The organism is Stenotrophomonas sp. 22LJNL06-5-1 (assembly GCF_056861455.1).
This window is the reverse complement of sequence record NZ_JBSPUE010000004.1, coordinates 102427-129056: the sequence shown is the minus strand read 5'-3', so window position 1 is coordinate 129056 and position 26630 is coordinate 102427. Positions and strand designations below refer to the sequence as shown.

Annotated in this window: 20 protein-coding genes; 12 read left to right on the top strand and 8 right to left on the bottom strand. The window is 67.1% G+C overall.

The window, feature by feature from the left end; all coding sequences use genetic code 11:
* Positions 1-155: 155 nt before the first annotated feature.
* Positions 156-1124 (bottom strand): LysR family transcriptional regulator, encoded by a 969-nt coding sequence (locus tag AC13GF_RS10820; RefSeq protein ID WP_483004605.1) that lies wholly within the window; start codon positions 1122-1124, stop codon positions 156-158.
* A 110-nt stretch (positions 1125-1234) separates the two neighbouring features.
* On the opposite strand from AC13GF_RS10820, the gene aceB reads away from it, so the two are divergent.
* From aceB to AC13GF_RS10800, 4 genes are all read left to right on the top strand, one after another.
* Positions 1235-2872, top strand: coding sequence for a malate synthase A (aceB, locus tag AC13GF_RS10815; RefSeq protein ID WP_483004604.1), 1638 nt, complete (start codon positions 1235-1237; stop codon positions 2870-2872).
* A 64-nt stretch (positions 2873-2936) separates the two neighbouring features.
* Entirely contained in the window at positions 2937-4238 is a 1302-nt protein-coding gene (gene aceA, locus AC13GF_RS10810; protein WP_004153647.1) for an isocitrate lyase, read from the top strand.
* Positions 4239-4657: 419 nt separating this feature from the next.
* Positions 4658-5698 carry a GGDEF domain-containing protein gene (locus AC13GF_RS10805; RefSeq protein ID WP_483004603.1) on the top strand — a complete coding sequence of 347 codons (1041 nt, stop codon included), beginning with the start codon at positions 4658-4660 and terminating at the stop codon, positions 5696-5698.
* Between the two features lie 4 nt (positions 5699-5702).
* Complete coding sequence (locus AC13GF_RS10800) at positions 5703-8201, top strand: putative peptide modification system cyclase (protein ID WP_483004602.1); 2499 nt, start codon at positions 5703-5705, stop codon at positions 8199-8201.
* Positions 8202-8208: 7 nt separating this feature from the next.
* Here the strand turns inward: AC13GF_RS10800 and AC13GF_RS10795 are convergent, their stop codons facing one another.
* Positions 8209-8505, bottom strand: coding sequence for an NHLP-related RiPP peptide (locus AC13GF_RS10795; protein ID WP_483004601.1), 297 nt, complete (start codon positions 8503-8505; stop codon positions 8209-8211).
* A 138-nt stretch (positions 8506-8643) separates the two neighbouring features.
* On the opposite strand from AC13GF_RS10795, the gene AC13GF_RS10790 reads away from it, so the two are divergent.
* The gene (locus AC13GF_RS10790) at positions 8644-9810 is read left to right on the top strand and encodes a putative peptide maturation dehydrogenase (protein WP_483004600.1); all 1167 of its coding nucleotides are present in this window, start codon (positions 8644-8646) and stop codon (positions 9808-9810) included.
* Positions 9811-9829: 19 nt separating this feature from the next.
* On the opposite strand, the gene AC13GF_RS10785 is transcribed toward AC13GF_RS10790, so the two are convergent.
* From AC13GF_RS10785 to AC13GF_RS10775, 3 genes are read right to left on the bottom strand one after another with little or no spacing between them, the layout of a single operon-like run.
* A complete protein-coding gene (locus AC13GF_RS10785) occupies positions 9830-11830 on the bottom strand; it encodes an acetyl/propionyl/methylcrotonyl-CoA carboxylase subunit alpha (RefSeq protein WP_483004599.1) in 2001 nt (666 codons plus the stop codon).
* 8 nt (positions 11831-11838) lie between these two features.
* Complete coding sequence (locus tag AC13GF_RS10780) at positions 11839-13449, bottom strand: carboxyl transferase domain-containing protein (RefSeq protein WP_483004598.1); 1611 nt, start codon at positions 13447-13449, stop codon at positions 11839-11841.
* A 10-nt stretch (positions 13450-13459) separates the two neighbouring features.
* The gene (locus tag AC13GF_RS10775; protein ID WP_483004597.1) at positions 13460-14623 is read right to left on the bottom strand and encodes an isovaleryl-CoA dehydrogenase; all 1164 of its coding nucleotides are present in this window, start codon (positions 14621-14623) and stop codon (positions 13460-13462) included.
* Between the two features lie 161 nt (positions 14624-14784).
* Here AC13GF_RS10775 and AC13GF_RS10770 point away from each other — a divergent pair, with 161 nt between their 5' ends.
* From AC13GF_RS10770 to AC13GF_RS10760, 3 genes are all read left to right on the top strand, one after another.
* On the top strand, positions 14785-15393 hold the full coding sequence (locus AC13GF_RS10770; protein ID WP_005407661.1) for a TetR/AcrR family transcriptional regulator: 609 nt from the start codon (positions 14785-14787) through the stop codon (positions 15391-15393).
* A gap of 204 nt (positions 15394-15597) precedes the next feature.
* Positions 15598-16116 (top strand): c-type cytochrome, encoded by a 519-nt coding sequence (locus AC13GF_RS10765; protein ID WP_005407662.1) that lies wholly within the window; start codon positions 15598-15600, stop codon positions 16114-16116.
* A 183-nt stretch (positions 16117-16299) separates the two neighbouring features.
* A complete protein-coding gene (locus AC13GF_RS10760) occupies positions 16300-17745 on the top strand; it encodes an ExeM/NucH family extracellular endonuclease (RefSeq protein ID WP_483004596.1) in 1446 nt (481 codons plus the stop codon).
* 301 nt (positions 17746-18046) lie between these two features.
* On the opposite strand, the gene AC13GF_RS10755 is transcribed toward AC13GF_RS10760, so the two are convergent.
* Positions 18047-18904, bottom strand: a complete 858-nt coding sequence (locus tag AC13GF_RS10755) for an EamA family transporter (RefSeq protein ID WP_094001644.1) — start codon at positions 18902-18904, stop codon at positions 18047-18049.
* Between the two features lie 43 nt (positions 18905-18947).
* Here AC13GF_RS10755 and AC13GF_RS10750 point away from each other — a divergent pair, with 43 nt between their 5' ends.
* Entirely contained in the window at positions 18948-19619 is a 672-nt protein-coding gene (locus tag AC13GF_RS10750; RefSeq protein WP_154348338.1) for an alpha/beta hydrolase, read from the top strand.
* Positions 19616-20716 (top strand): cell division protein ZapE, encoded by a 1101-nt coding sequence (gene zapE / locus AC13GF_RS10745; RefSeq protein WP_483004595.1) that lies wholly within the window; start codon positions 19616-19618, stop codon positions 20714-20716. Before AC13GF_RS10750 ends, zapE begins: the two co-directional genes overlap by 4 nt.
* Before the next feature lie 47 nt (positions 20717-20763).
* On the opposite strand, the gene AC13GF_RS10740 is transcribed toward zapE, so the two are convergent.
* The gene (locus AC13GF_RS10740; RefSeq protein WP_483004594.1) at positions 20764-21621 is read right to left on the bottom strand and encodes a DUF2884 family protein; all 858 of its coding nucleotides are present in this window, start codon (positions 21619-21621) and stop codon (positions 20764-20766) included.
* A 530-nt stretch (positions 21622-22151) separates the two neighbouring features.
* On the opposite strand from AC13GF_RS10740, the gene AC13GF_RS10735 reads away from it, so the two are divergent.
* Complete coding sequence (locus AC13GF_RS10735; protein ID WP_149909495.1) at positions 22152-24554, top strand: ribonucleoside-diphosphate reductase subunit alpha; 2403 nt, start codon at positions 22152-22154, stop codon at positions 24552-24554.
* Positions 24555-24698: 144 nt separating this feature from the next.
* Positions 24699-25718, top strand: coding sequence for a ribonucleotide-diphosphate reductase subunit beta (locus AC13GF_RS10730; protein WP_008264781.1), 1020 nt, complete (start codon positions 24699-24701; stop codon positions 25716-25718).
* Between the two features lie 188 nt (positions 25719-25906).
* Here AC13GF_RS10730 and AC13GF_RS10725 read toward each other — a convergent pair whose 3' ends face one another.
* Positions 25907-26542: a LysE family translocator gene (locus AC13GF_RS10725; protein WP_483004593.1), complete on the bottom strand. Its 636-nt coding sequence runs from the start codon at positions 26540-26542 to the stop codon at positions 25907-25909.
* Positions 26543-26630: the final 88 nt, after the last annotated feature.

Sequence of the window (26630 nt, the reverse complement as noted above, 5' to 3'; positions counted from 1 at the left end):
TGGCGCCATGGATGGTGCCATCGAGCCCCCAGGGAGGGGTTTACGGCGTGTCCTGCCCACCCACACCGCCCCGCCATCCCACGGATATCCCCGCTTTTGACGTTGCCGTTGTCGTTGATTCGGCAGGTGCAGGGCGCAGCCCTGCCGAACACCCCTTACCGCTCGGAATGCCCGCTCTGATCGTAATCGCGCGGGCTGAACAACTCCGGCTGGATCAGCTCGATGAACGCCCGCGCCTGCGCCGACAGCGCCTTGCCCCGGCGCACGATCACTCCGTAACTGCGCTCCGGGAACCAGCGCTTCATCGACCGCGCCCCCAGCCGCTCGCGGTCGGCCTCGTTCAGGCACAGCGCCGGCACGATGGAAATGCCCATGCCCATCGCCACGTACTGCTTGATCACCTCCCAGCCGCCCACTTCCAGCGCCACCGTGTACGCAATGCGGTGGCGCTGGAACACCTGGTCGACCAGCCGGTAGGTGATCTGCCGCTTCGGTGGCAGCACCAGCGGATAGCGCGCGATGTCAGCCAGCTCCAGCTCGCCACCGCTGGCCAGCGGATGGTCGTGCGGGGCGATCAGCACCTGCTCGAAGCGGTAGGCCGGGGCGTAGCTGAGGTCGGCCGGCACATCGGTCATCGAACCGATCGCCAGGTCGGCGGCGTCCTCGCGCAGCAGGTCGGTGCCATCGGCGCTGATCGCGTTGTGCAGGGTCAGGCGCACGTCGGGGTGATGCAGGCGGAAGCGTTCGACGATCTTCGGCAGCAGGTACAGGATGGTCGAACTGTTGGCGGCGATGTTCAGCTCGCCCGCGTCCAGCCCGCGCACCTTGTCGCGGAAGCGCGCCTCCAGTCCGTCCAGGTTCTCCACCAGCGGCTGTGCCATCTCGTACAGCAGCTGGCCCTCGCGGCTGGGCACCAGGCGTCGCCCACTGCGCTCGAACAGCGGCACCCCCAGCTCCCGTTCCAGCGCCTGCAACTGAAGGCTGATCGCCGGCTGGCTGACGAAAAGCGCCTCAGCCGCCCGTGAGACCGAGCCCAGGCGCACGGTCTGGCAGAACGCGCGCAGCGGCTTCAGTCGGTCGGATTTGTAGGAAAAACGCGGACTTGGCGGGGTGCGTGTGCTCATCATGTCACGAGTATTAGCACAACTTATGTAGAACATTGCAAAAACTGTTTTGCCAAATACTCGGGCCCAGCGGCACCGTGGAGTCGTTCCCCCACCGCTGGAGTCGCCCCATGTCCGCCGTCGCTTCCGCTGTTCCCACCCCCGCCGCCAAGGCCACCCCCGGCATCGCCCTGGCGACCCGCGTGGCTGGCCAGGACACCCTGCTGCCGGCGCCGCTGCTGGCCCTGCTGGTGTCGCTGCACCGTGCGGTGGAACCGGGCCGGCAGGCACGGCTGCAGGCGCGTCGCGAGCGTCAGGCGTTCTTCGACCAGGGCGGCCTGCCGGGCTTCCGCGACGACACCACCGCCATCCGCAGCGGCGACTGGCGCGTTGCGCCGCTGCCGGCCGCGCTGCAGGACCGCCGCGTGGAGATCACCGGCCCGACCGACCCGAAGATGGTCATCAACGCGCTGAATTCCGGCGCCAAGGTGTTCATGGCCGACTTCGAGGATTCGACCTCGCCGACCTGGCGCAACCTGCTGGCCGGCCAGCAGTCGCTGGCGGCGGCGGTGCGCGGCGACCTCGAGTACACCGCGCCGGCATCCAACGGCAAGGCCGGCAAGCACTACACCCTGCGCCCGTTCGACGAACAGGCGGTGCTGATCGTGCGTCCGCGCGGCTGGCACCTGGACGAGAAGCACGTGCGCATCGATGGCCAGTTCATTGCAGGCGGCCTGTTCGACGCGGCGGTGTTCGCCTTCCACAACGCCCGCACCCTGCAGGCGAAGGACCGCGGCCCGTACTTCTACCTGCCCAAGTTGCAGAGCATGGAGGAGGCGGCGCTGTGGGAGACCGCGCTGTCGCACATCGAGGGCATGCTCGGCCTGCCGCACGGCCAGATCAAGGTGACCGTGCTGATCGAAACGCTGCCGGCAGTATTCGAGATGGACGAGATCCTGCACGCGCTGCGTGACCGCATCGTCGGCCTGAACTGCGGGCGCTGGGATTACATCTTCTCGTACCTGAAGACCTTCCGCCGCCATGCTGACCGCGTGCTGCCCGAACGCGGCCAGGTGACCATGACCCAGCCGTTCCTGAAGGCCTATTCGGAGTTGCTGATCCAGACCTGCCATCGCCGCGGTGCGCATGCGATGGGTGGTATGGCCGCGCAGATTCCGATCAACAACGATGCCGCCGCCAACGAACAGGCGATGGCCCGCGTGCGCGCCGACAAGCTGCGCGAAGTCACCGCCGGCCATGACGGTACCTGGGTCGCGCACCCGGCGCTGATTCCGGTGGCGATGGCGATCTTCGATGAGCACATGCCCGGTGCGAACCAGCACAGCGTGCTGCGCCAGGATGTGCGCGTCGGCCGCGACGAACTGATCGCGCGGCCGCCGGGCACCATCACCCGCGCCGGTTTCGAAGGCAACGTGGAAGTCTGCGTGCGTTACCTGGCGGCGTGGCTGGATGGCAACGGCTGCGTGCCGATCCACCACCTGATGGAGGACGCAGCCACCGCCGAGATCAGCCGCAGCCAGCTGTGGCAGTGGCTGCATACCCCGGGCCAGCAGCTGGACGACGGCACTGCGATCGACCTGGCGCTGCTGGATTCCACCCTCTCGCAGCTGCCGGCACGGCTGGGCGATTCCGCCGCGCTGCCCGGTGGCGCACGCATCGGCGAGGCCATCACCCTGCTCGGCGAACTGAGCCGCAGCGACGAACTGACCGATTTCCTGACCCTGCCGGCCTACGCGCGCATTGATTGACCGACTGCCCGCAAACCCGCCGTTTCCCTCCCCGCTGCACGCACGAACCGAACTGGAGAAAGACATGAGCAAGCTGCCCACTGCCGAACAGATCCAGCACGACTGGGATACCAACCCGCGTTGGGAAGGCATCCAGCGCAACTACAGCGCCGCCGACGTGGTGCGCCTGCGCGGCACCGTCCACATCGAGCATTCGCTGGCCCGGCTGGGCGCAGAGAAGCTGTGGGCGTCGCTGCATGAGCGCGAGTTCGTCAACGCGCTGGGTGCACTGACCGGCAACCAGGCCATGCAGCAGGTCAAGGCCGGCCTGAAGGCGATCTACCTGTCCGGTTGGCAGGTGGCGGCCGACGCCAACCTGGCCGGCCAGATGTATCCGGACCAGTCGCTGTACCCGGCCGATTCGGTGCCGGCAGTGGTCAAGCGCATCAACAACACGCTGCTGCGTGCCGACCAGCTGCACCATGCCGAAGGCAAGGACGACATCGACTTCCTGCAGCCGATCGTGGCCGATGCAGAAGCCGGTTTCGGCGGCGTGCTCAACGCCTTCGAACTCATGAAGGCGATGATCGAGGCCGGCGCCGCCGGCGTGCATTTCGAAGACCAGCTGGCGTCGGTGAAGAAGTGCGGCCACATGGGCGGCAAGGTGCTGGTGCCGACCCGCGAGGCGATCGAGAAGCTCAACGCTGCGCGCCTGGCCGCCGACGTGCTGGGCGTGCCGACCCTGCTGGTGGCGCGTACCGATGCCGAAGCCGCCGATCTGCTGACCAGCGACATCGACGGCAACGACAAGCCGTTCGCCACCGGCGAGCGCACCGTCGAGGGCTTCTACAAGACGCGCAATGGCCTGGACCAGGCGATCAGCCGTGGCCTGGCCTATGCACCGTATGCCGACCTGGTGTGGTGCGAGACCGGCAAGCCGGACCTGGAGTTCGCACGCAAGTTCGCCGAAGCGATCCATGCCAAGTTCCCGGGCAAGCTGCTGGCCTACAACTGCTCGCCCAGCTTCAACTGGAAGAAGAACCTGGACGACGCCACCATCGCCAAGTTCCAGCGCGAACTGGGCAGCTACGGCTACAAGTTCCAGTTCATCACCCTGGCCGGTTTCCACGCGCTGAACTACGGCATGTTCAATCTGGCCCACGGCTACGCACGCCGCCAGATGAGCGCGTTCGTGGAACTGCAGGAAGCCGAGTTCGAAGCGGCCGAGCGCGGCTTCACCGCCGTCAAGCACCAGCGTGAGGTCGGTACCGGTTACTTCGACGCGGTGACCCAGGCGATCCAGCAGGGCCAGTCGTCGACCACCGCGCTGACCGGCTCGACCGAGGAAGAACAGTTCCACGGCGGGCGCAGCGAACGCGCTGCGTGATGCGGTAGTGCCGGCCGCTGGCCGGCACCCAGGTGATCCTTCGGGCACCACGGGGAAGCCGGCCAGCGGCCGGCTCTACCGAAGTCTCGCAATACGATCAGGGTGGCCAGGGAAGGGCCAGACAACGCCGGCCGGTCGGGGGACCTGCCGGCGTTGTTGTATCGATGCAAGGGTGCAGCGCGCAGCCAGCGTCAATCAGGCGCACCCCGGGTCCCGCCAACTTGGCCGAAACCCTGTGAAACCCGGCATCGGATTGATCCAGCAGGGGTTTTGCCCGGACACCCGTGACCAGAACGGGCCACCACCGATCTTCACATCAATCAAGATCGGCAGAAGGCTCAAAATGAGATAGGGCGCACACTTTAAAGCGGTGCTATGCTCCGCGGCTCACCAGGGGACGCTGGCGGCGGGTGCAGGGAATGACCGGCAGGGGTGCGGCCGAGAACAGTGATGTGACGACAGGTATCGCCCGGGTGGCGATGGCCGAGATCGTGCACGCGCTGCTGTCCGCTGCCGAAGTTGCATTGTTCGCCAGATTTGCCCGTCCATGCAAGCTTCATGCCGGACAGTGGTTGTTCCAGCGTGGCCATCGCGGCGAACGGATGTATGTGATCCTCCAGGGCCAGATCGAACTGGACTTCGGCGAGGACCTGGTGATCAAGACGCTCGGCCAGCATGAGTTCTTCGGTGAGCTTGGCCTGCTGGTTGGCGATCACCTGCGCAGCGCCAGTGCACGCGCGCTGGCCGATTGTGAAGTACTGGAGCTGGGCCCGGCCGACTTCCATCGCCTGGTGGAATCCGATCCCGGCCTGGTCGCCTACTTCCTGCGCCGTACGATCATGCGCGTGCTGACCAACGAACAGGCCCTGATCAGCCAGCTGCGCCGGCGCAACCATGATCTGGAAACCGCGCTGGACAATCTGTACATCACCACCCATCAGCTGACCCACACCCGTGAGCTGGTGCGTACCGATGAACTGACCGGGCTGCACAACCGACGTGGCCTGACCCTGTACCTGCAGGAGTGCCGCGCCGATGGTGACGGGTTGCCGCAGGCCCTGCTGCTGATCGACTGCGACCGCTTCAAGCAGATCAATGATCGTCATGGCCACCAGGCCGGCGACCGTGTGCTGCAGAGCATGGGCAACATCCTGCGCTCGATGGCCGGTGAGCAGGACCTGGCCTGCCGCCTCGGCGGCGATGAGTTCTGCCTGATCCTGCGCCGTGGCAACCATGAGATCGTGCAGCACGCGGCCGAGTTCATCCTCAGCGCGGTGCATGGCCTGCTCGAACGCAGCCATGGCACGCCGCACGTCAGCCTGGTCAGCATCGGTGCCAGCCTGCTGGCGCCGGAGGCTGGCTGGAGCGAGTGGTACGCCTCTGCAGATCGTGCGCTGTACCAGGCCAAGCGCGATGGTGGCAACTGCCTGCGCTGGGTGGATGCTCCGGACGGCACATAGGGAGATGCAGGCGATGAATGGCGACAACGGAACGTCAGCCCCGCATAGCCCCCAGCTACGCGCCCTGTTGTTCACCGATCTGTGCGATTCGCTGCAGCTGGTCGAACGAATTGGCGACGTGGCGGCCGCGAGCCTGTTCCAGGAACACGACCGTCTGGTGCTGGTGTTGCAGCACCGCTGGAATGGCCAGTTGATCGATCGCTCCGACGGCCTGTTCATGCTGTTCGAGCGCGCCATCGATGCGCTCGGTTTCGCGTTGGACTACCAATGTGAACTGCACACGCTGGGCCAGCAGCGTTCGATTGAACTGCGCGCGCGTGCCGGCCTGCATGTGGGGGACGTACTGACCTGGGACAACAGTCCCGAAGCGGTGCGCGCCGGCGCCAAGTCGATGGAAGTGGAAGGGCTGGCCAAGCCGATGGCGGCGCGCCTGATGATGCTGGCGCGGCCAGGCCAGATCCTGTTGTCGGCCGTCGCCGAATCACTGACCCGCCGCGCCACCGATGCGTTGGGCGAGCGCGGTACTCGCCTGCTGTGGAAGTCCCACGGACGCTGGCGCTTCAAAGGCGTGCCGGTGGTGCAGGAAGTGATCGAAGTAGGCGAGATCGGCTCCGCACCGCTGCGCATGCCACGCGCCAATGCCAAGGCGCGCCGCGACCTGCCGCTGTGGCGGCAGCCGTTGGTGCTGGCCGCTGAAGGTCTGGTACTGACGGTGGCGGTGCTGGGCGGCTGGCTGCTGCTGCGCCCGGAACCGGCGATTGCGTTTGCCGAGCGCGATTGGGTAGTGCTGGGGGATGTCGACAATCTCACCGGTGATCCGATCTTCGACGACTCGATGCGGCACGCGATCCGGATCGCGCTGGAGCAGTCGCGCTACGTGAACGTGCTGTCCGAGGGCAAGATCCGCGAAAGCCTGGAAATGGCGAGGCTCTCGGGCGATACCCGGCTCAACCGGGATACTGCCGTCGATGTTGCTGTACGTGAAGGTGCGCGAGCAGTGCTGCTGCCGACGGTGCGGCAGAAGATCGGTGGCTACGAGCTCGCCATCGACGTCGCAGCGCCGGGCAGCGGCCAGGTGATCCAGACGTTCACCGCCAACGCGGAGCGATCCGATCAGATGGTGTTCGCGGTGGACGACGTGGTCGGGCGCCTGCGACGTGGTCTGGGCGAATCGGTGGCGAGCCTGGAACAGTCGTTGCCGCTGCCGCGGGCATCGACCCAGGACCTGCGCGCACTGCGTGCGTTTGCCCTGGCCGAAAGCGCACTGGGCCAACGTCGCTTCGAAGAAGCACGCAACCTCTACCAGGCAGCGATCGATATCGATCCCGGTTTCGCCCTGGCCTACATGGGCGTGGCCAAACTGCTGGCCCGCACCGCGCAGGTCGCGGACGCGCGTGACGCGCTGGAGCACGCACTGGCCCAGCAGCAGCGCCTGCCCGCGCGTGAGCGCCTGTACCTGAAGGGCTGGCAGGCCGAACTGGAGCCTGGTGGGTGGCCGCTGGAACAGTGGCGTGCACTGGCCAAGATCTATCCGGATTCGTTTGCGGGGCTGTCCAATACCTCCTGGGGGCTGCTGCAGGACAATCGCTTTACCGAGGCCGAGCCCTACGCACGCGCCGCGACGGTGCCTCAGGACCCGTTGCGGCTGTATCCGATGATCCATCTGGCGCGGGCACAGTTGGGCCTCGGCCAGCCGCAGCAGGCAATGCGCACCTTGCACCAGGCACAGATGCTGCGCGGCAATGACGAGGCCGACGACCTGGATGTGGACGTGCTGGTTGCACAGGGCCTGGACGCACGGGCACAGCAGCTGTTGATGCGGTTGCCGCGGGGAGATGACCTGCAACAGCGCATGCGCTTGCGGGCAAACCTGCTGGTGGCTGCGGAGCAGCGTGATTGCAGCAGCCTGCACGCCGCGATCGCTGCGGATGGCCCGGCACCGGATCTGATCGACTACCAGATCCATCAACGGCTGCAACACGCCACCGTGACCACGTTGTGCACAGCCGGCGATGCGAAGGAGCTTGAATCCATCGCCGCTGTGCTGCGACCGCTGCTGCGGAAGAACGACGACTCCGCCGTGGGTAGCCGCAGTCTGCAGCTGCTGGCCCTGACCTATCTGGCCCAGCGCCAGGGCCAGCATGCGCTGGCCGCAGAGTGGCTGCGCGACCACGGCGAACTGCTGGAGCGGCAGCGCAGCCCCGTGGTGGGCAAGTGGCGCCGGGTTGTGCTGGCGATGGCCGAACTGGCGCAGCAGCGTCCGCAAGCGGCACGCCATCTGCTCGAGCCCACCTTTGATGGCAGCGAACCGGTGCAGGCCCATGTTGTGCTGCTGCAGGCACTGCGTGCCGAGCAGGACACTGCGGGCGTGCGCCGCGAGCAGGCCTGGCTGGCCCGGCACCACGGTCAGGCCATTGCCGAGGTGGCGTCCATGCAGATCTGGCAGCCCCTGAATGTGCACGACATCGCCACGGAGGCGACGTCGGTGCAGGTGCCGCGCTGATGCGGACTCAGGCGTTGACGCGCTCGTCGATCCGGTCGGCTTCGAAGCAGAACACCACCGTCATCGAGGCGGTCGAGGCACTCAGGTATGCATGCAGCGAATCGCGGGTGCGGCGCAGCTCCTCAACCGAGGCCAGGGTGCCGATCTTCATGCAGTCGTTCTCGCCAACGGCACCGTCCAGGCCGATCGAGGCCAGGGCCTTGCCCGGCGATGTAGTGAAGTGGTTGCGGAAGTCGTCGTTGCCGATGAGGTGGTCCAGCAGGGTGCTGGCGTCTGCGGCGGAAAGGCGGGGATGGGTGCTCATGGGGATCGTCCGTAGGTTGAGTTTCTCGTATCGGCCGCGACAGCCTGCCATTGAGGGCGGTGGCGTGCACGTCGCTAAAGTTGGCCGCTTCGCGGTCGTTGCTGCTATGCCGGTTGTGCGGCAGAAGGAAGGAAACCCATGCGCCTGCGCCGCTGCGCCAGCCTGATGTTCGAGCCCCGCGAGTCGGTCACCCTGGACCTGCGCGCGATGCTGGCCGGCCAGGCCGAGATGGACAGCCAGATCAGCTGGGTGGCCCTGGCCGCCCATCTGGACCAGCCGCTGCCGGTGGACGCCGAGGAGCGCCAGCTGCTGGGCGAGCTCAGCGCGCACCGCTGGAGCGAACCGCCGGCCGGCACCTCTCCGGCGATGCTGGCGCGCCTGGTCGAGCAGGGGCTGGTGCTGACCGACCCGCCGGATGAGGTCGGGCACCAGATGCGTGATGAGGCATTGCGACGCAGTCAGTGGTGGCCGTTGGCCGCACTGGCCCATCGCCATGCGCGCTGGCAGGCGGTGGACAGCGTGGAGGACATGCGTCGCCAGGGTCTGGATACCGCTGCCGGCCTGCGCCAGCGGCTGGGGCCGCCGCCACCGGTGGTGCAGGCCCTGCAGGGCGACTACCAGCCGTTGCCGCGCAGCGAAGAGGCCGCGTTCGACGCGCTGCTGGCGCGCCGCACCACCTGCCGCAATTTCGACCCGCAGCGTGCACTGCCATTGCCGCTGCTGGCCCAGGTGCTGCAGCGCACGCTGATGGCCCACGCGGTGCAGAAGGTCGAGCGTGATACCGAGTTCCTGAAGAAGAACGTGCCCTCCGGAGGCGGCCTGCATCCCACCGAAGGTTTCCTGCTGGTACAGAACGTGGAAGGGCTGGTACCAGGGCTGTACCACTACCACCCCGTGCAGCACGCGGTACTGCCGTTGCCCTCGCCGCCGCCTGATGCATTGCCCGCGCTGGCACGGCGGATGCTGTCTGGTCAGGAGTGGTTCGCCGATGCACCGGCGCTGCTGGTGCTGGCACCGCGGTACGACCGCTGCTTCTGGAAATACCGCAACCACGCCAAGGCGTATCGTGCGGTGACGCTGGATGTCGGCCACATCTCGCAGCTGCTGTACCTGTGCGCGACCGAGCGTGGCATGGCGGCATTCGTCACCGCAGCCATCAACGATGCCGATGTCGATCGTGCCTTCGGTTTCGACGGCATCGGACAGAGCGCGATGGCCATCTGCGGCCTGGGCTGGCGCAGTGCCACGCTGGACACGGCCGAATTCGATCCCGCTGGCCGGGTGGTGGTGGGCGACGACCGCTGAGCGGTCGCCGCCGCGGCGTTCACGCCGCCTCGAAGTCCACCAGCACCGCACCGTCACCCACCTGGTCGCCGGCCTTGGCGCGGTAACCCTTCACCGTGCCGTCCGCCGGTGCCTGCAGCGTGTGCTCCATCTTCATCGCTTCCAGCACCACCAGCGGCGTGCCGCGCTTGACCTCGGTACCAGCCGCGACCAGTGTCGCGACGATCTTGCCCGGCATCGGCGCCAGCAGGCTGCCGGCATCGGCCACGGCGTGGTCCGATTCGCCCACCGGATCGTGCAGGGTGAAGCGATGCTGGCCATCGGCGCCGAACAGATACAGCTGGTCGCCTTCGCGCAGCAGCTGCAGTGAGCAGCGGCGCTCGCCCAGCTGCACCGTCAGGCGCTGCGCATCGGCCGTGCCGATTACCTGCACCGGCGCGGCGTCATCGCGCTGCACGCGCCAGCCATCGGCCTGCGCCCATACCTTCAGCGTGTGCTTGCGTTCGCCCTGCTGCAGCGGCAGCACGCGCGGCGCAGACGCGCCGAGGCGCCAGCCGTCCTGCGCCTGCCACGGCGAATGCGGGTCGCGCGCGTCGGTGCTGGCACCGGCAGTGCCTGCAACTGCGGCCACGGCGGCCAGCTGCCACAGGGCATCATCCGTGTCACCCACTGCACTCAATGCCGCCTGTTCGCGTTCGATCAGCGCGGTATCCAGCTTGGCGTGCGCGAACGAATCGGTGTTCACCAGGCGGCGCAGGAAGCCGGCATTGGTGGTCACGCCCACCACCTGGCAGTCGGCCAGGGCCTGGCTCATGCGGCGCAGCGCAGCGTCGCGATCCACGTCCCAGACGATCAGCTTGGCAATCATCGGATCGTAGTACGGGGTGATGCTGTCGCCTTCCTCCACGCCGGTATCCACGCGCACATGGGCCGACGGCGTGGGCAGGCGCAGGCGGCGCAGGGTGCCGGTGGACGGCAGGAAGCCGCGGTCGGCATCCTCGGCGTACAGCCGCGCCTCGATGGCGTGGCCATGGATGGCCAGCTGGTCCTGGCGCAGCGGCAGCGGCTGACCCGAGGCCACGCGCAGCTGCCATTCCACCAGGTCGGTGCCGGTGATGTACTCGGTCACCGGGTGCTCGACCTGCAGACGGGTGTTCATTTCCATGAAGTAGAAATCGCCGTCCGGGCCGGCGATGAACTCCACCGTGCCGGCACCGACGTAGCCCACCGCACGCGCGGCATCGACTGCCGCCTTGCCCATCGCTGCGCGACGTTCGGGACTCATGCCCGGTGCCGGCGCTTCTTCCAGCACCTTCTGGTGGCGGCGCTGCACTGAGCAGTCGCGCTCGAACAGGTAGACCGCCTCACCGTGGCTGTCGCCGAACACCTGGATCTCGATATGGCGCGGGCGCTCGACGTACTTCTCGACCAGCACGTGGTCGTTGCCGAATGCCGAGGCCGCCTCGCGCTGGCAGCTGGCCAGCGCATCGACGAAGTCCTCGCTGCGCTCGACCTTGCGCATGCCCTTGCCACCGCCACCGGCGCTGGCCTTGATCAGTACCGGGTAGCCGATGGCGTCGGCCTGCGTGCGCAGGAAGTCCGGCGCCTGCTGGTCGCCGTGGTAGCCCGGCGTCAGGGGTACACCGGCCTTGGCCATCAGCGCCTTGGCCGCGCTCTTGTCGCCCATCGCGCGGATGGCGCTGGCCGGCGGCCCGATGAAGGTGACGCCGGCGGCGGCGCAGGCATCGGCGAAGTCGGCGTTCTCGGACAAGAAGCCGTAACCGGGGTGGATCGCCTGCGCGCCGGTCAGGCGTGCGGCGTCGAGCAGGGCATCGCCGCGCAGGTAGCTCTCACGTGCAGCGGCCGGACCAATGTGGATGGCTTCGTCGGCCAGGCGCACGTGGCGTGCGTTGCGGTCGGCATCGGAATACACCGCCACGGTGGCGATGCCGAGGCGGCGGCAGGTGGCGATGACGCGGCAGGCGATCTCGCCGCGGTTGGCGATCAGGACTTTGGTGAACATGGCAACAGGCTCGGTCATGGCACGGGTTACATGCGGAACACGCCGAAGCGCGTCTGCTGCGGGGCGGCGTTGAGGCTGGCCGACAGCGCCAGGGCCAGCACCCGGCGGGTGTCAGCCGGATCGATCACGCCGTCATCCCACAGGCGCGCGCTGGCGTAGTACGGGTGGCCCTGCTGCTCGAACTGATCGCGGATCGGTGCCTTGAACGCGTCTTCCGCCGCCGCCGGCCACTGGCCGCCCTTGGCTTCGATGCCATCGCGCTTGACCGTGGCCAGCACGCTGGCGGCCTGCTCGCCGCCCATCACGCCGATGCGCGCGTTCGGCCACATCCACAGGAAGTTCGGCGAGTACGCACGACCGCACATGCCGTAGTTGCCGGCGCCGAACGAACCGCCGATGACCACGGTGAACTTGGGTACCTTGGCGCAGGCCACCGCCATCACCAGCTTGGCGCCGTCCTTGGCGATGCCGCCCTGTTCGTACTTGCGGCCGACCATGAAGCCGGTGATGTTCTGCAGGAACACCAGCGGGATGTTGCGCTGGGTGCACAGCTCGATGAAGTGCGCGCCCTTCAGTGCCGACTCGGAGAACAGGATGCCGTTGTTGGCGATGATGCCGATCGGGTAGCCGTTCAGATGGGCAAAGCCGGTCACCAGCGTTGCGCCGTAGCGCGGCTTGAACTCATCGAAACGCGAACCGTCCACCAGCCGCGCGATCACTTCGCGCACGTCGTAGGGCTTGCGCGTATCGGCCGGGATCACGCCGTACAGTTCGTGTGCCGGCAGCAGCGGTTCTTCGCTGGCCTGCACCGCCATCGCCGGTTCCGGCTTGCGCCAGTTCAGCTGCGCGATGATCGCGCGCACCCGCGCCAATGCCTGCAGGTCGTTGTCGGCCATGTGGTCGGCCACGCCGGAAATGCGCGTGTGCACGTCGGCGCCGCCCAGTTCCTCGGCGGTCACCACTTCACCGGTGGCCGCCTTCACCAGCGGCGGGCCGCCGAGGAAGATCGTGCCCTGCTCGCGCACGATCACGGTCTCGTCGCTCATCGCCGGCACATAGGCGCCACCGGCGGTGCAGCTGCCCATCACGCAGGCGATCTGCGGCATGCCCTGCGCCGACAGGTTGGCCTGGTTGTAGAAGATGCGGCCGAAATGATCGCGGTCGGGGAAGACTTCGTCCTGCAGCGGCAGGAACGCGCCACCGGAATCGACCAGGTAGATGCACGGCAGGTGGTTCTGCTCGGCGATCTCCTGCGCGCGCAGGTGCTTCTTCACCGTCATCGGGTAGTAGGTGCCGCCCTTGACCGTGGCATCGTTGGCCACGATCACGCATTCCACGCCGCTCACCCGGCCGATGCCGGCCACCACGCCCGCAGCAGGCACGGCGTCTTCGTACATGCCGTGCGCGGCCAGCGGCGCGATTTCCAGGAAGGCGCTGCCGGGGTCGAGCAGGGCGTCGATGCGGTCACGCACCAGCAGCTTGCCGCGTGCGGTGTGCTTGGCGCGTGCGGCTTCGCTGCCACCCAGCGCGGTGCGCGCCAGGGTGGCATGCAGGTCGTCGACCACGGCCTGCATGGCCGCGCGGTTGCTTTCAAACGTTTCGCTGCCCGGTTGCAGCTGGCTGTTCAGGACGGTCATCGCGGTGGCCTTACAGGGTGCGCTGGAACAGTTCGCGGCCGATCAGCATGCGGCGGATCTCCGAAGTGCCGGCGCCGATTTCATACAGCTTGGCGTCGCGCCACAAACGGCCGGTCGGGTATTCGTTGATGTAGCCGTTGCCGCCGAGGATCTGGATCGCCTGGCCGGTCAGCCAGGTGGCCTTCTCGGCGGCATACAGGATGGCACCGGCGGCGTCCTGGCGGGTGGTGCGGCCCTGGTCGCAGGCGCGCGCCACGGCATAGACATACGCACGGCAGGCACCCAGGCCCACGTACATGTCGGCGATCTTGCCCTGGATCAGCTGGAAGCTGCCGATCGCTTCACCGAACTGGTGGCGTTCGTGCACGTAGGGCATCACCACGTCCATGGCCGCGGCCATCAGGCCCAGCGGGCCACCGGACAGCACCACGCGCTCGTAGTCCAGGCCGGACATCAGCACGCGCACGCCGCCACCGATCTGGCCCAGCACGTTCTCTTCGGGCACTTCGCAGTCCTGGAACACCAGCTCGCAGGTGGGCGAGGAACGCATGCCCAGCTTGTCCAGCTTCTGCGCGGTGGAGAAGCCCTTCATGCCCTTCTCGACCAGGAACGCGGTGATGCCCTTGACACCCGCTTCCATGTCGGTCTTGGCGTAGACCACCAGCACGTCGGCGTCCGGGCCGTTGGTGATCCACATCTTGTTGCCGTTGAGCACGTAGCGGTCGCCGCGCTTGTCGGCGCGCAGCTTCATCGACACCACGTCCGAACCGGCACCCGGTTCGCTCATCGCCAGGGCGCCGACCAGGCTGCCATTGCACAGGCCGGGCAGGAAGCGCTGCTTCTGTTCTTCGTTGCCGTTCTTGCGCAGCTGGTTCACGCACAGGTTGGAGTGCGCGCCATAGGACAGGCCGATGCCACCGGAAGCGCGCGAGATTTCTTCCATCGCCACCACGTGGGCCAGGTAGCCCATGCCGGTGCCGCCGTATTCTTCTTCCACGGTGAGGCCGAGCAGGCCCTGTTCGCCCAGCTTCGGCCACAGGGCCAGCGGGAACTGATTGGTGGCATCGGCCTCGGCGGCCAGCGGTGCGACCTCGGCGGCGGCAAAATGGGCCACGCTCTGGCGCAGCAGGTCGATGTCTTCGCCAAGGTCGAAGTTCAGGGATGGCACGTGCATTGTGGTGGCTCCACGGCGGGATGGCAGGAAATGGACGCACCCGGCGGGGGAGCGGGCGGCGGTCTGCAGGACCGCTGCCCGCACGGGCGATTGGACTCCAGCGTAGCGGGGTTCGGGCAAGAAGTGAATACAAATTCAAAAATTGAAACTAGAATCAAAACATGGCCTACAAACGCTCTGCACTGATGGAAGAACGCCTGGCCGGGGCCCGTGAACGGATCCTGCTGGCCACCCGTGAGCTGGTCGCCACCGGCGGCTGGCGCAATGCCCCGGTGACCGCCGTGGCGACCCAGGCGGGGGTGTCCACCGGCCTGATCTACCGGCACTTCCCGTCCAAGGCCGAGCTGTTCGTGGAGGTGCTCAACGCCGCCGTGGCCCACGAGGTCGCGATCATGGAGCGCATCGCCAGTGGCCCGGAGGTGGCCAGCGAGCGCCTGCGGTTGGCGATCACCGCCTTCGTCCGCCGCGCCCTGGCCGGGCCGGGGCTGGCGCATGCCTTCATCGTCGAACCGGTCGATCCGGACGTGGAAGCCGAGCGCATGCGCGGACGTCGCGCCTTCGGCGACGTGTTCCTGCGGCTGGTGGAGGAGGGTGTGGCGGCCGGTGAGTTGCCGGCGCAGGACGCGCATGTGGCCGCCGCCTGCCTGGTTGGCGCCTTCACCGAGGCGATGGTCGGCCCCACCGCGCCCAGCCGCGAAGCACACCGCGACGAAGACGCGCTGGTGGATGCGATCTGCAGCTTCTGCCTGCGCGCGATCGGCGCCCGGTAATTTGGTAGAGCCGGCCGCTGGCCGGCTTCTGTTGCCGGGGTCAGATCCCTTTTGCGGCGCAAAAGGGATCTGACCCCAGCTCCCGGCATGTTGCGCCGCACCAGCAGTGACGCCTGTTGTCGCACGCAAAGCGCGTTCTATACTCGGTCCATCACGCAGTCGCTCAGCCGTGGTCCAACGACTATCAGCCAGGGGTAACGAAGAGTGCGGAATTACGATCTGGAGTTCCTGAAACGCTTCTCCATGGTGATCGCGCTGCTGGCGACCATCACCCTCGGCCTCATCCTCCTTGCCGCCTACATCCACACCCGGATTCCACCCGAGGTGTCGCCGACTGCGGCCAAGCGCACCGAACAGCGCATTTCGCCCACCGGCGCGGTCTATGCCGGCAGCACCGGCGCCGCCGCGCAGGCAGCGGCCAAGGCTGCCGCGCTGGCCAAGGCCGCGTCGCAGGTGGCCTACGGTGGCACCAAGGACGGCAAGGTCATCTTCGACAACCTGTGCACCGCCTGCCACACCACCGGTGTGGGCATGGCGCCGACGCTGGACCATTCGCACTGGGACAAGCGCATCGCACAGGGCAAGGACACCCTCTACAAGCACGCCATCGAGGGCTACACCGGCCCGGATGGCGGCATCATGCCACCCAAGGGCGGCAACCCGGCGCTGACCGAGGAACAGATCCACGCCACCGTGGACTGGATGCTGGGCAACCTGAAATAGACGGTCGTGCCGGCCGCTGGCCGGCAACCACGCGTCGCACGAAGGTCATGAGGTTGCCGGCCAGCGGCCGGCACGACCCGGCTTTGCCCACCGAGGCCTGATCGCTCATATGCCCCCGCTGCGCAGGCGGGGTTTCGCATTTCAGGGTTAGTCTGTGCGCCTCTTCCATGGAGTCGCCCGTCGATGCGCCGCCGTTCCCTCGCCCTTGCCCTGTCCCTGCTGCTGCCGGCCGGCGCCTTTGCCCAGGCCCAGCCGCAGGCCGCACCGGTCGCGGCGCCCGCCGCCGCGCGCAGCAGCGCCACCGTGGTGCTGACCGCTGCGCCGGCCGACTGGCGTGTGCTGGATGGCCAGCGCGTGCGCATCGCCGCACCGCTGACCCTGGCCGGTACCGACGGCCTGGAGCGCTTCGGCCAGCTCACCGTGGCCTTCGATGGCCGCCTCTGGCAGCCGACCGAAGTGGCCGCGCCGGGTACTGCCGGCTACGAGCAGGTGATGGCTGACAATCAGCGCCGCCGCCTGCTGCTGGACGACGGCAGCGATGCCCGCGACCCGGCCAGCGTGGCCTACCTGCCGGCCAACCCGGTGCTGCGTACCGGCATGCAGCTGCGCAATGTGGAGGGCATCGTGCGCGTGGACGCACAGGGCCGTCCGCGGCTGCAGGTCGAAGGCGCGCTGAAGCTGCCGGAGCTGAAGCGTCCGGCGGTGCCGACGGTGCCGGGCAGCCTGCACGTGGCGGCCTTCAACCTGGAGAACTTCTTCAATGGTGACGGCCAGGGCGGTGGCTTCCCGACCCTGCGCGGCGCGCGCACGCTGGACGAGCACAAGGCGCAGGTGGCCAAGCTGGTCACCACGGTCAACGCGCTGGGCGCCGACGTCGCCGCGCTGATGGAACTGGAGAACGACGGCTACGGCCCGCAGTCGGCCATTGCCGAACTGGTCGATGCGCTCAACCGCGACCGTGGCGCGCAGGGCGACTGGCGCTTCGTCGATGCCGGCAACGGCCCCGGCGACAACCCGATCCGGGTCGGCATCATCTACCGCAGCTCACGCCTGCAGCCGGTGGGCGTGCCGGCCACGCTGACCGGCGGCCCGTTCGTCGAGCACAGCCGCGTGCCGTTGGCACAGGCCTTCCAGGGCAAGCAGGGCGCGCCGTTCGTGGTGGTGGCCAACCACTTCAAGTCGAAGGGCTGCCGCGATGCGAGCGGTGCCGACGCCGACCGCAACGACAACCAGGGCTGCTGGAACGCCACCCGCGTGACCTCGGCGCAGCAACTGCACGCCTGGCTGCAGGCCGACCCGACCGGAACCGGTGCCAAGGACGCGGTGCTGCTGGGTGATTTCAATGCCTACGCGATGGAAGACCCGATCCGCACCCTGCATGACCTGGGCTGGCAGGACGCATTCAAGGTCGCCAAGGTCGAGCATCCCTACAGCTACGTTTACAACGGCTACACCGGCCGCCTCGACCACGCGCTGCTGAACCCGGGCATGGCCAAGCGCCTGCGCGGTGCCGCCGAATGGCACAGCAATGCCGACGAGCAGGACGCCAGCGGCTACCAGGGCCGCAACGTGCAGGGCCCCTGGCGCAGCTCCGACCACGACCCGCTGCTGCTGGGCTTCGACAGATAAGGTTCGGCGGGGATCTGCTCTGGGAGGGACCTTGATCGGCACGGATGCTGCCGTTGCTTTTGATCTACCAGTCCGTCTTCAAGCGAGCCGAGCATCGCAGGTGAATCAGGGGCGAAGAGGCGCCGATGTCTGAGCGCAGCGAGTTCGGCGCCGTCCCCTGGTTCATCGAGAAGCGCAGGGTACCGGTGCACAGCACCGGCTCGCGGCTGGCGGAGCGTTTCTTTTGGTTACTTTTCTTTTCGCGCGAAAAGAAAAGTGACATCCCACCGCGGGCGCGGAAATGGCCCGCCGCAACCAACGCTCAACCCCAGGCGATCAATCCGATCGCCAGCACCGCCAGCGCCAGGCCGGCGCGGTTCCACTTCGTGGTGGCCTCGCCGAAGGCGAACACGCCCACCAGGGCGCCCAGCACCACCACGCCGATGTTCATGCCGGCGAACACGGTGGCCGGGCTCTCCGGCATCGACTGATGCGCATGCACATAGAAAAGAATGTTGCCGCCATTGAGCAGGCCCAGCAGTGCACCCGCGCCGAGGTTGCGCCAGGCCAGCTGGCTGCGGCCACTGAAGTGCCGCCACAGCTGCAGCGCCAGCATCAGCACGAAGGCCACGCTGAAGCTGGCCAGCACCGCCGCCATCGACGGCGTACCGGAAAGCGCCACCTGCTTGAGCAGCACGTCCACCACCGCGAACCCGGCCCACACGCCCAGCAACCAGCCCCAGCCACCCGGTGAGGACGCCACCGCCGGTCCGCGCGGGCGCAGGCTGATGGCCACCATCGCCAGCAGGCCCAGGCCGAGCCCAGCCAATTTCCACGGCGTGGCAGTCTGGCCGAAGAACAGGAAGGCGGCGGCCAAGGAAAGCAACAACGACAGCCGCTGCGCCACGTCGCTGCGCACGATGCCGGCCACCGCCACCGCGCGGCCCAGCACCAGGAAGATCGACGGCAGCACCACCGCCAGCGCCAGCAATGACAGCCACGGCGCATGCGGCGCGCGCAGTGCGTCCAGCGGCGGCTGCAGTACCACGGCGGTGAGCGTTGCGGCCACCAGATAGTTCCAGGTGACCATCTGCGCAACATCCAGTTGGCGGCGTCCGGCCACCTTCAACAACACCGAAACCAGCACGCTGCAGATCACGGCCAAAGACAGGTAGAGCATGGGGCGGGCACAGGGCAGGGGCAGGGGACGGTATCATGGTGCCATGCACAAGCCTTCGTTCCCCGTCGCCCCCGGCGAAACCGCCTGCCTCGAACTGGACGGTCCGGCCGGCCCGCTGGAAGTGGTCGTCGACCTGCCCAAGGCCGATGTGCCGGTGCAGCCGATCGTGGCCATCGTCTGCCATCCGCTGTCCACCGAGGGTGGCACCCTGCACAACAAGGTGGTCACCATGACCGCCACCACCCTGCGCGAGCTGGGCATCGCCACGGTGCGCTTCAACTTCCGCAGCGTGGGTGGTTCGGCTGGTGAGTTCGACCACGGCGTGGGCGAGCAGGATGACCTGAAGGCCGTCGCGGCCTGGGTGCGCAGCCAGCGTCCGGATGACCGCCTGTGGCTGGCCGGTTTCAGCTTCGGTTCGTTCGTGTCGCTGAAGGCCGCCGGCGAACTGCAGCCGGAAGCGCTGATCTCGATCGCGCCGCCGGCCGGTCGCTGGGATTTCGATGGCATTGCACCGCCGGCCCGCTGGCTGGTGATCCAGGGCGAGCAGGACGAGATCGTCGACCCGCAGGCCGTCTACCAGTGGCTGGACACGCTGGATTTCCCGCATGAGCTGGTGCGCATGCCCGAGACCAGCCATTTCTTCCACCGCAAGCTGATCGACCTGCGTGGCGCGTTGACCCACGGTGTCAAGCACTGGCTGGGCGCGGCGGCATGAGTGCAACCGAGCTGACCCCGTCGCAGCGGTACGCGGAAGGGGTTGCCCGTGGCGACTGGCAGAACGACCCGGCCCAGCATGCGGCGCTGGCCGAGCTGGACCGCATCCACCTGGGCCTGCTGGATAGTGCCGAGGACGGTTGGCTGGACCGCCTGTCCTCGTTCTGGAAGAAGCCCGAGCCGGTCAAGGGCCTGTACTTCTGGGGCGGCGTCGGCCGCGGCAAGACCTTCCTGGTCGACCTGTTCTACGACGGGCTGCCGATCAAGCAGAAGTACCGCACCCATTTCCACCGCTTCATGCGCAGCGTCCACGAGCGCCTGCGCGAGCACCAGGGCCAGAGCGACCCGCTGGCGAAGATCGCCCAGGAATGGCGCAGCAACCTGCGCGTGCTGGTGCTGGACGAGTTCTTCGTCACCGACATCGGCGACGCGATGCTGCTGGCGCGGCTGCTGGAGCGCCTGTTTGCCGAAGGCGTGACCCTGGTCACCACCTCCAACACCGCGGTGGAGAACCTGTATCTCAACGGCCTGCAGCGCGAGAGCTTCATGCCGGCCATCGGCCTGCTGCAGCGCTTCTGCGTGGAGCTGTACGCCGAAGGTACCGAGGACTACCGCATGCGCGCGCTGACCCGCTCGCCGGTGTACCGCGCGCCGCTGGCCGCCGACAGCGACGACTGGCTGGCCACGCGCTGGAACGAACTGAGCGGCGGCCAGCCGGCCAAGACCGGCAACATCGAGATCGAGGGCCGCAAGATCCCGGTCCGTGGCCGCGGCAAGAGCATCGCCTGGTTCGATTTCGCCGCGTTGTGCGAGGGCCCGCGCGGCCCCTCGGATTACATCGAGATCGCACACGAGTTCAACACGGTGCTGCTGGGCGGCATCCCCGCCTTCGACCGTTTGAACGAAGATGCCGCGCGCCGCTTCGTCAACCTGATCGACGAGCTGTACGACCGCCACGTCAACCTGGTCTGCACCGCCAGCACCTCGCCGGTGGAGCTGTACACCGGCCAGCGCCTGCAGGGCGCGTTCGAGCGTACCGCCTCGCGCCTGATCGAGATGCAGAGCGCGGAATACCTGGGAACCCCGCACCGGGCGTGAGGGGTTCTGCGGGCGTGCGATGCCGGTCAGCGGCCGGCACCACCCCGCTATCGTCCCGGTAGTGCCGGCCGCTGGCCGGCATCCGCCGCACTGCTCAACGGCGGCTCATCCGGCCCGGCCGACACATGCAGTCCCGAGCCGTTCCCGTGCTCCACCCGTACGCTCTCGCCGCGCTCCAGCAGCCGCAGCGGCTGGCCCTGGTAGCGTACTTCCAGCGCATCGTGGGCCTCTGCCAGTGACCGCACCAGCGGGCACAGCGCCATCGCCTTGGCCTCCAGCTGCTGGCTGCGCGCTTCCATGCGGCGGTCGACTTCGGCATCGAGGCGGTCGGCGCGGCGCTCCATGGCGCCGGCGCGGCCGGTGAACACCTGCCACAGCACGCTGCGGGTCATCGACCCGGCCATCGTCTCGGCCATCTGCTCGATGTGCGCGTCGAAGCCGTCGCCGAATGCGTCCTGTTCCCAGTAGCCACGGCCCAGGTTGGCGTCGATCCACTCCTGCATCTCGCCACGCATCGCGCGCATCTGGCGGTTGCGGGACTTGCCGGTGATGGCCTCGAAGGCGGCGTCCAGCGCATCGAAGGTGACCCCGGAGACTTCATGGGCCAGTGCGGTGGCCGCCGGCATCAGCTGGCGGGCACCGGCCTCCATCTGCCGCAGGCGGGCGGCGTCGGCGGCGCTGACCGTGACCATCCTGCCGTCCAGGCTCAGCTCGCCGTCGTGGAACACCACTTCATGCGGCGCCTGCGGGCCATGCCGCAGCCAGATGCCGCCGCTGTCCACCAGCACGTCATAGTCGGTATGGATGCCGCACTGGTCCGAACGCAGGTCCGGCCCTTCGGCGGCCAGCGCCGGGGCAATGAACAGGGCAGGCAGCAGGGCCAGCGCGGGCAACCGCAGGTGCATCGGAGCATCCTTTTCCGGGAGCGAGCGGCCAGCATCCGCCGTCAGCGGGCGGGCGTCACCGGCCGGAAGTCACCCGTCCACCGGATTCCCACCGGCTGCCCACCACCTATCCACAGGGTTGTCCCTAGCCAGTTTCATCACTGTCATGTGAAGCTGTCATTGTTCCGTTTTCGCGGTGCGTTGTACCACCGCAATGACGCCTTTCGGGCTTGACTGCGCAGCCCGTTCCGGCAGGTCTGAAGCGTCTGATCCGGGCGCCGATGGCACGATCCTTGCGGCGCAAGGGATTGCCGAATTTCACTACATTTGGCGTTGACGGACCCCATTACCCCCACTATCTTGTGGCCGTCGGTCGCAGCAACCCCAATTCCAGGGGGTGCCCGGGGTACCCATCCGCGATCGTCAACGGCAGTGGCAGGCGCAGGGTCTCATCCCCTGCGACGCCGTCCTGCCATCCTGGGCTGTCATGTCCCGGGCTGCGTCACCCGATGCATCGAGCACCCACCAATCACGCCAAGAGGACACACGCCGTGACCACCGAATCCAGCGCCACCATCGAGAAGGAAAGCGAATTCCTGTTGACGTCGCCGCCGACGGCCAACGCGATGAGTGTGACCAAGCGCAATGGCACGACCGAACTGGTGGACCTGAACAAGATCGTGCGCGCGGTGCAGCGTTCCTCCGAAGGCCTGCACGCCGTCGATCCGATGCGCGTGGCCACCCGCACCATTTCCGGCCTGTACAACGGCGCCACCACCCGCGAGCTGGACGAACTGTCCATCCGCACCGCGGCCCTGCTGATCGGTGAAGAGCCCGAGTACGGCCGCCTCGCTGCGCGCCTGCTGGCCAACTACATCGCCAAGGAAGTTTCCGGCCAGGAAATCTACGCCTTCTCGCAGTCGGTCAGCCGTGGCCACGAAGTGGGCCTGATCAACGACCGCCTGCTGAACTTCGTGCAGACCAACGCACGCAAGCTCAACGATGCGATCGACATCTCGCTGGACCTGAACTTCGATTACTTCGGCCTGCGCACCCTGTACGACCGTTACCTGCTGCGCCACCCGCACACCCGCAAGGTGATCGAGACCCCGCAGCAGTTCTTCCTGCGCATCGCCAGCGCGCTGAGCGAGGACGTGTCCGAGACCCTGGCGCTGTACAAGCGCATGGGCAACCTGGACTACCTGCCGTCCAGCCCGACCCTGTTCAATTCCGGCACCACCCACGAGCAGTTGTCCTCGTGCTTCCTGCTGGATTCGCCGCAGGACTCGCTGGAGTCGATCTATTCCAAGTACGGCGACATCGCCCAGCTGTCGAAGTTCTCCGGCGGCATCGGCGTCAGCTACACCCGTGTGCGTTCGCGTGGTTCGCTGATCAAGTCGACCAACGGCCACTCCAACGGCATCGTGCCGTGGCTGAAGACCATGGATTCGTCCGTGGCCGCGGTGAACCAGGGCGGCAAGCGCAAGGGCGCGGCCTGCGTCTACCTGGAAACCTGGCACGCCGACGTCGAGGACTTCCTCGAGCTGCGTGACAACACCGGTGACGAAGCCCGCCGTGCGCACAACCTGAACCTGGCCAACTGGGTGCCGGACCTGTTCATGAAGCGCGTCGAAGCCGACCAGGAATGGTCGCTGTTCGATCCGCGCGTCGTGCCGGAGTTCACCGACCTGTTCGGCGAAGCCTTCGAGCAGGCCTACCTGCAGGCCGAAGCCCAGGGCAAGGCCAACCGCACCATCTCCGCGCGCAAGCTGTACGCCCGCATGATGCGTACGCTGGCCGAGACCGGCAACGGCTGGATGACCTTCAAGGACAAGTGCAACCGCGCCAGCAACCAGACCCTGCGTCCGGGCAACGTGATCCACCTGTCCAACCTGTGCACGGAAATCCTGGAGGTCACCTCCAACGATGAAACCGCGGTGTGCAACCTGGGTTCGATCAACCTGGGCAACCACTTCGACGAGCACAACGAGTTCGACTTCGAGAAGCTGGCCGAGACCGTGCGCCTGGCCGTGCGCCAGCTCGACCGCGTCATCGACCTGAACTTCTACCCGATCGAAACCGCCCGCCGCGCCAACCTGCGCTGGCGTCCGGTCGGCCTGGGCTGCATGGGCCTGCAGGACGTGTTCTTCCGCAAGCGCCTGCCGTTCGACAGCGCCGAAGCCCGTGCCCTGTCGAAGAAGATTGCCGAAGCGATCTACTTTCACGCGCTGGAAACCTCCTGTGAGCTGGCCCAGGAACGTGGCAAGCACCCGTCGTTCAACGACACCCGTGCCGCCGGTGGCGAACTGCAGTTCGACGCCTGGAACGTGGTGCCGGAAGACACCGCACGCTGGGATGCCCTGCGCGCCCGCATCAAGGAACACGGCCTGCGCAACTCGCTGATGATCGCGATTGCACCGACCGCGACCATCGCCTCGATCGCCGGTTGCTACGAGTGCGTCGAGCCGCAGGTGTCCAACCTGTTCAAGCGCGAGACCCTGTCCGGTGACTTCCTGCAGGTCAACCGTTACCTGGTGAACGAGCTGAAGAAGCTGGGCCTGTGGACCGCCGACATGCGCGATGCCATCAAGCTGGCCGAAGGTTCCATCGCCGGCGTGGCGCAGATTCCGGAAACGCTGCGCGAGGTCTACCGCACCGCGTGGGAACTGCCGATGCGTTCGCTGATCGACATGGCCGCCGAGCGTGGTGCCTTCATCGACCAGTCGGCCTCGCTCAACCTGTTCATGGAAAGCCCGAACATCGGCGCGATGTCTTCCATGTACATGTACGCCTGGAAGCAGGGCATCAAGACCACCTACTACCTGCGTTCGCGCCCGGCCACCAAGATCGCCAAGACCACGGTGAGCGCTGCCGCACCGGCCAAGGTGTTCAGCCCGGACGAAGCCATCGCCTGCTCGCTGGAAAACCCGGAAGCCTGCGAGGCCTGCCAGTAACACACCGCGCGGTGGGTGCCGACCGTTGGTCGGCACTCGAATACCTCGCACCTGTAGAGCCGAGCCATGCTCGGCTGCGGAAAAACACCCACGGTAGCGCCGGGCCATGCCCGGCGGCTCACCCAGGAATTCAAGGAAACACCCATGGCCGACAAGCCCAAGCAGATGCTGCTCGATCCCGGTTTTGAACTGACCCTGCGCCCGATGCGCTACCCGCAGTTCTATGACATGTACCGGAACGCGATCAAGAACACCTGGACGGTGGAAGAGATCAACTTCCAGATCGACATCACCGACCTGCACAGCAAGATGTCGCCGGGCGAGCGTCACCTGATCCACCGCCTGGTCGCGTTCTTCGCCACCGGCGACTCGATCGTGTCCAACAACCTGGTGCTGAACCTGTACCAGCACTTGAATGCGCCCGAAGCGCGCATGTACCTGTCGCGCCAGCTGTATGAAGAAGCGCTGCACGTGCAGTTCTACCTGACCCTGCTGGACAACTACCTGCCGGATCCGGAAGAGCGCGTCAAAGCCTTCGCTGCGGTGGAGAACATCGACTCGATCAAGAAGAAGGCCGATTTCTGCTTCAAGTGGATCGACTCGATCCAGGACCTGAAGCGCATCGAGACCCGTGCCGAGCGCCGCCAGTTCCTGCTCAACCAGATCTGCTTCGCCGCCTGCATCGAAGGGCTGTTCTTCTTCGCGGCCTTCGCCTACGTGTACTACTTCCGTTCGCGCGGCCTGCTGCCGGGCCTGGCCTCGGGCACCAACTGGGTGTTCCGCGACGAGAGCGCGCACATGGAGTTCGCGTTCGAGTCGGTGCGCGTGGTGCGTGAGGAAGAGCCGGACCTGTTCGATGACGAGATGAAGCAGCAGGTCTACGACATGCTGGCCGAAGCCATCGAATGCGAAGTGCAGTTCGCCGAGGACGTGCTGTCCGGCGGCGTGGCCGGCATCTCGACCCGCGACATGCGCCAGTACCTGCAGCATTGTGCCGACCAGCACTTCGCCAAGCTGGGCATGGAAAAGAAGTACAACGTGCGCAACCCGCTGCCGTTCATGGAACTGCAGGACGTGCAGGAACTGACCAACTTCTTCGAACGCCGCGTCTCGGCCTACCAGGTCGGCGTGCAGGGCGAAGTCGCCTTCGACATGAACTTCTGATCGAAACGGTCAGGCCTGTCGCAACAGAAAACCCCGGCAATGCCGGGGTTTTTTGTTGGTAGCGCCGGGCCATGCCCGGCGGAGCCTGCCTGGTGCTACCGGCCGTCATGCTGCACGCGGGTCTTTGTAGAGTCGAGCTTGCTCGACTGCCGTTCGCGCAAAGCAGTCGAGCAAGCTCGACGCTACAATCAGCGCCGCCCTTCCACCGCCATGCGCACCGCCAACCCGGCCAGCACCGTGCCCATCAACCAGCGCTGCGCCATCTGCCAGGTCGGGCGTGCGGCCAGGAAGCCGGCGATGCTGCCGGCGGTCAGCGCGATCATGCCGTTCACGCTGACGCTGACCAGGATCTGGGTGGAGCCCAGCACGATCGACTGCATCAGCACGCTGCCTTCGCTGTCCGGGTGCAGGAACTGCGGCAGCAGCGACAGGTACATCACCGCCACTTTCGGGTTCAGCAGATTGGTCAGGAACCCCATCGTGAACAACTTGCGCGGGCTGTCCTGCGGCAGTTCGCGAACGGCGAACGGCGAACGGCCACCGGGCTTGAGCGCCTGCCAGGCCAGGTACAGCAGGTACAGCGCGCCGCCGATGCGCAGCGCGTCGTAGGCGAACGGCACGGTCATCAGCAGGGCGGTGATGCCCAGCGCCGCACACAGCATGTAGAACACGAAGCCCAGCGCCACCCCGCCCAGCGATATCAGGCCAGCCATCGGCCCCTGGCAGATCGAGCGCGAGATCACGTAGATCATGTTCGGCCCGGGCGTGAGCACCATGGCCAGCGAAACCAGCGCAAAGGCCAGCAGGTCGGAAGTGGCGGGCATGGGCGGTCCTGGCAGTGGGCGTGGCGCAGTGTAACGCCTGCCGCAGGCGCGGCCTGCGCAGGCACCGCTGCCGGGTGACCGTTGCACG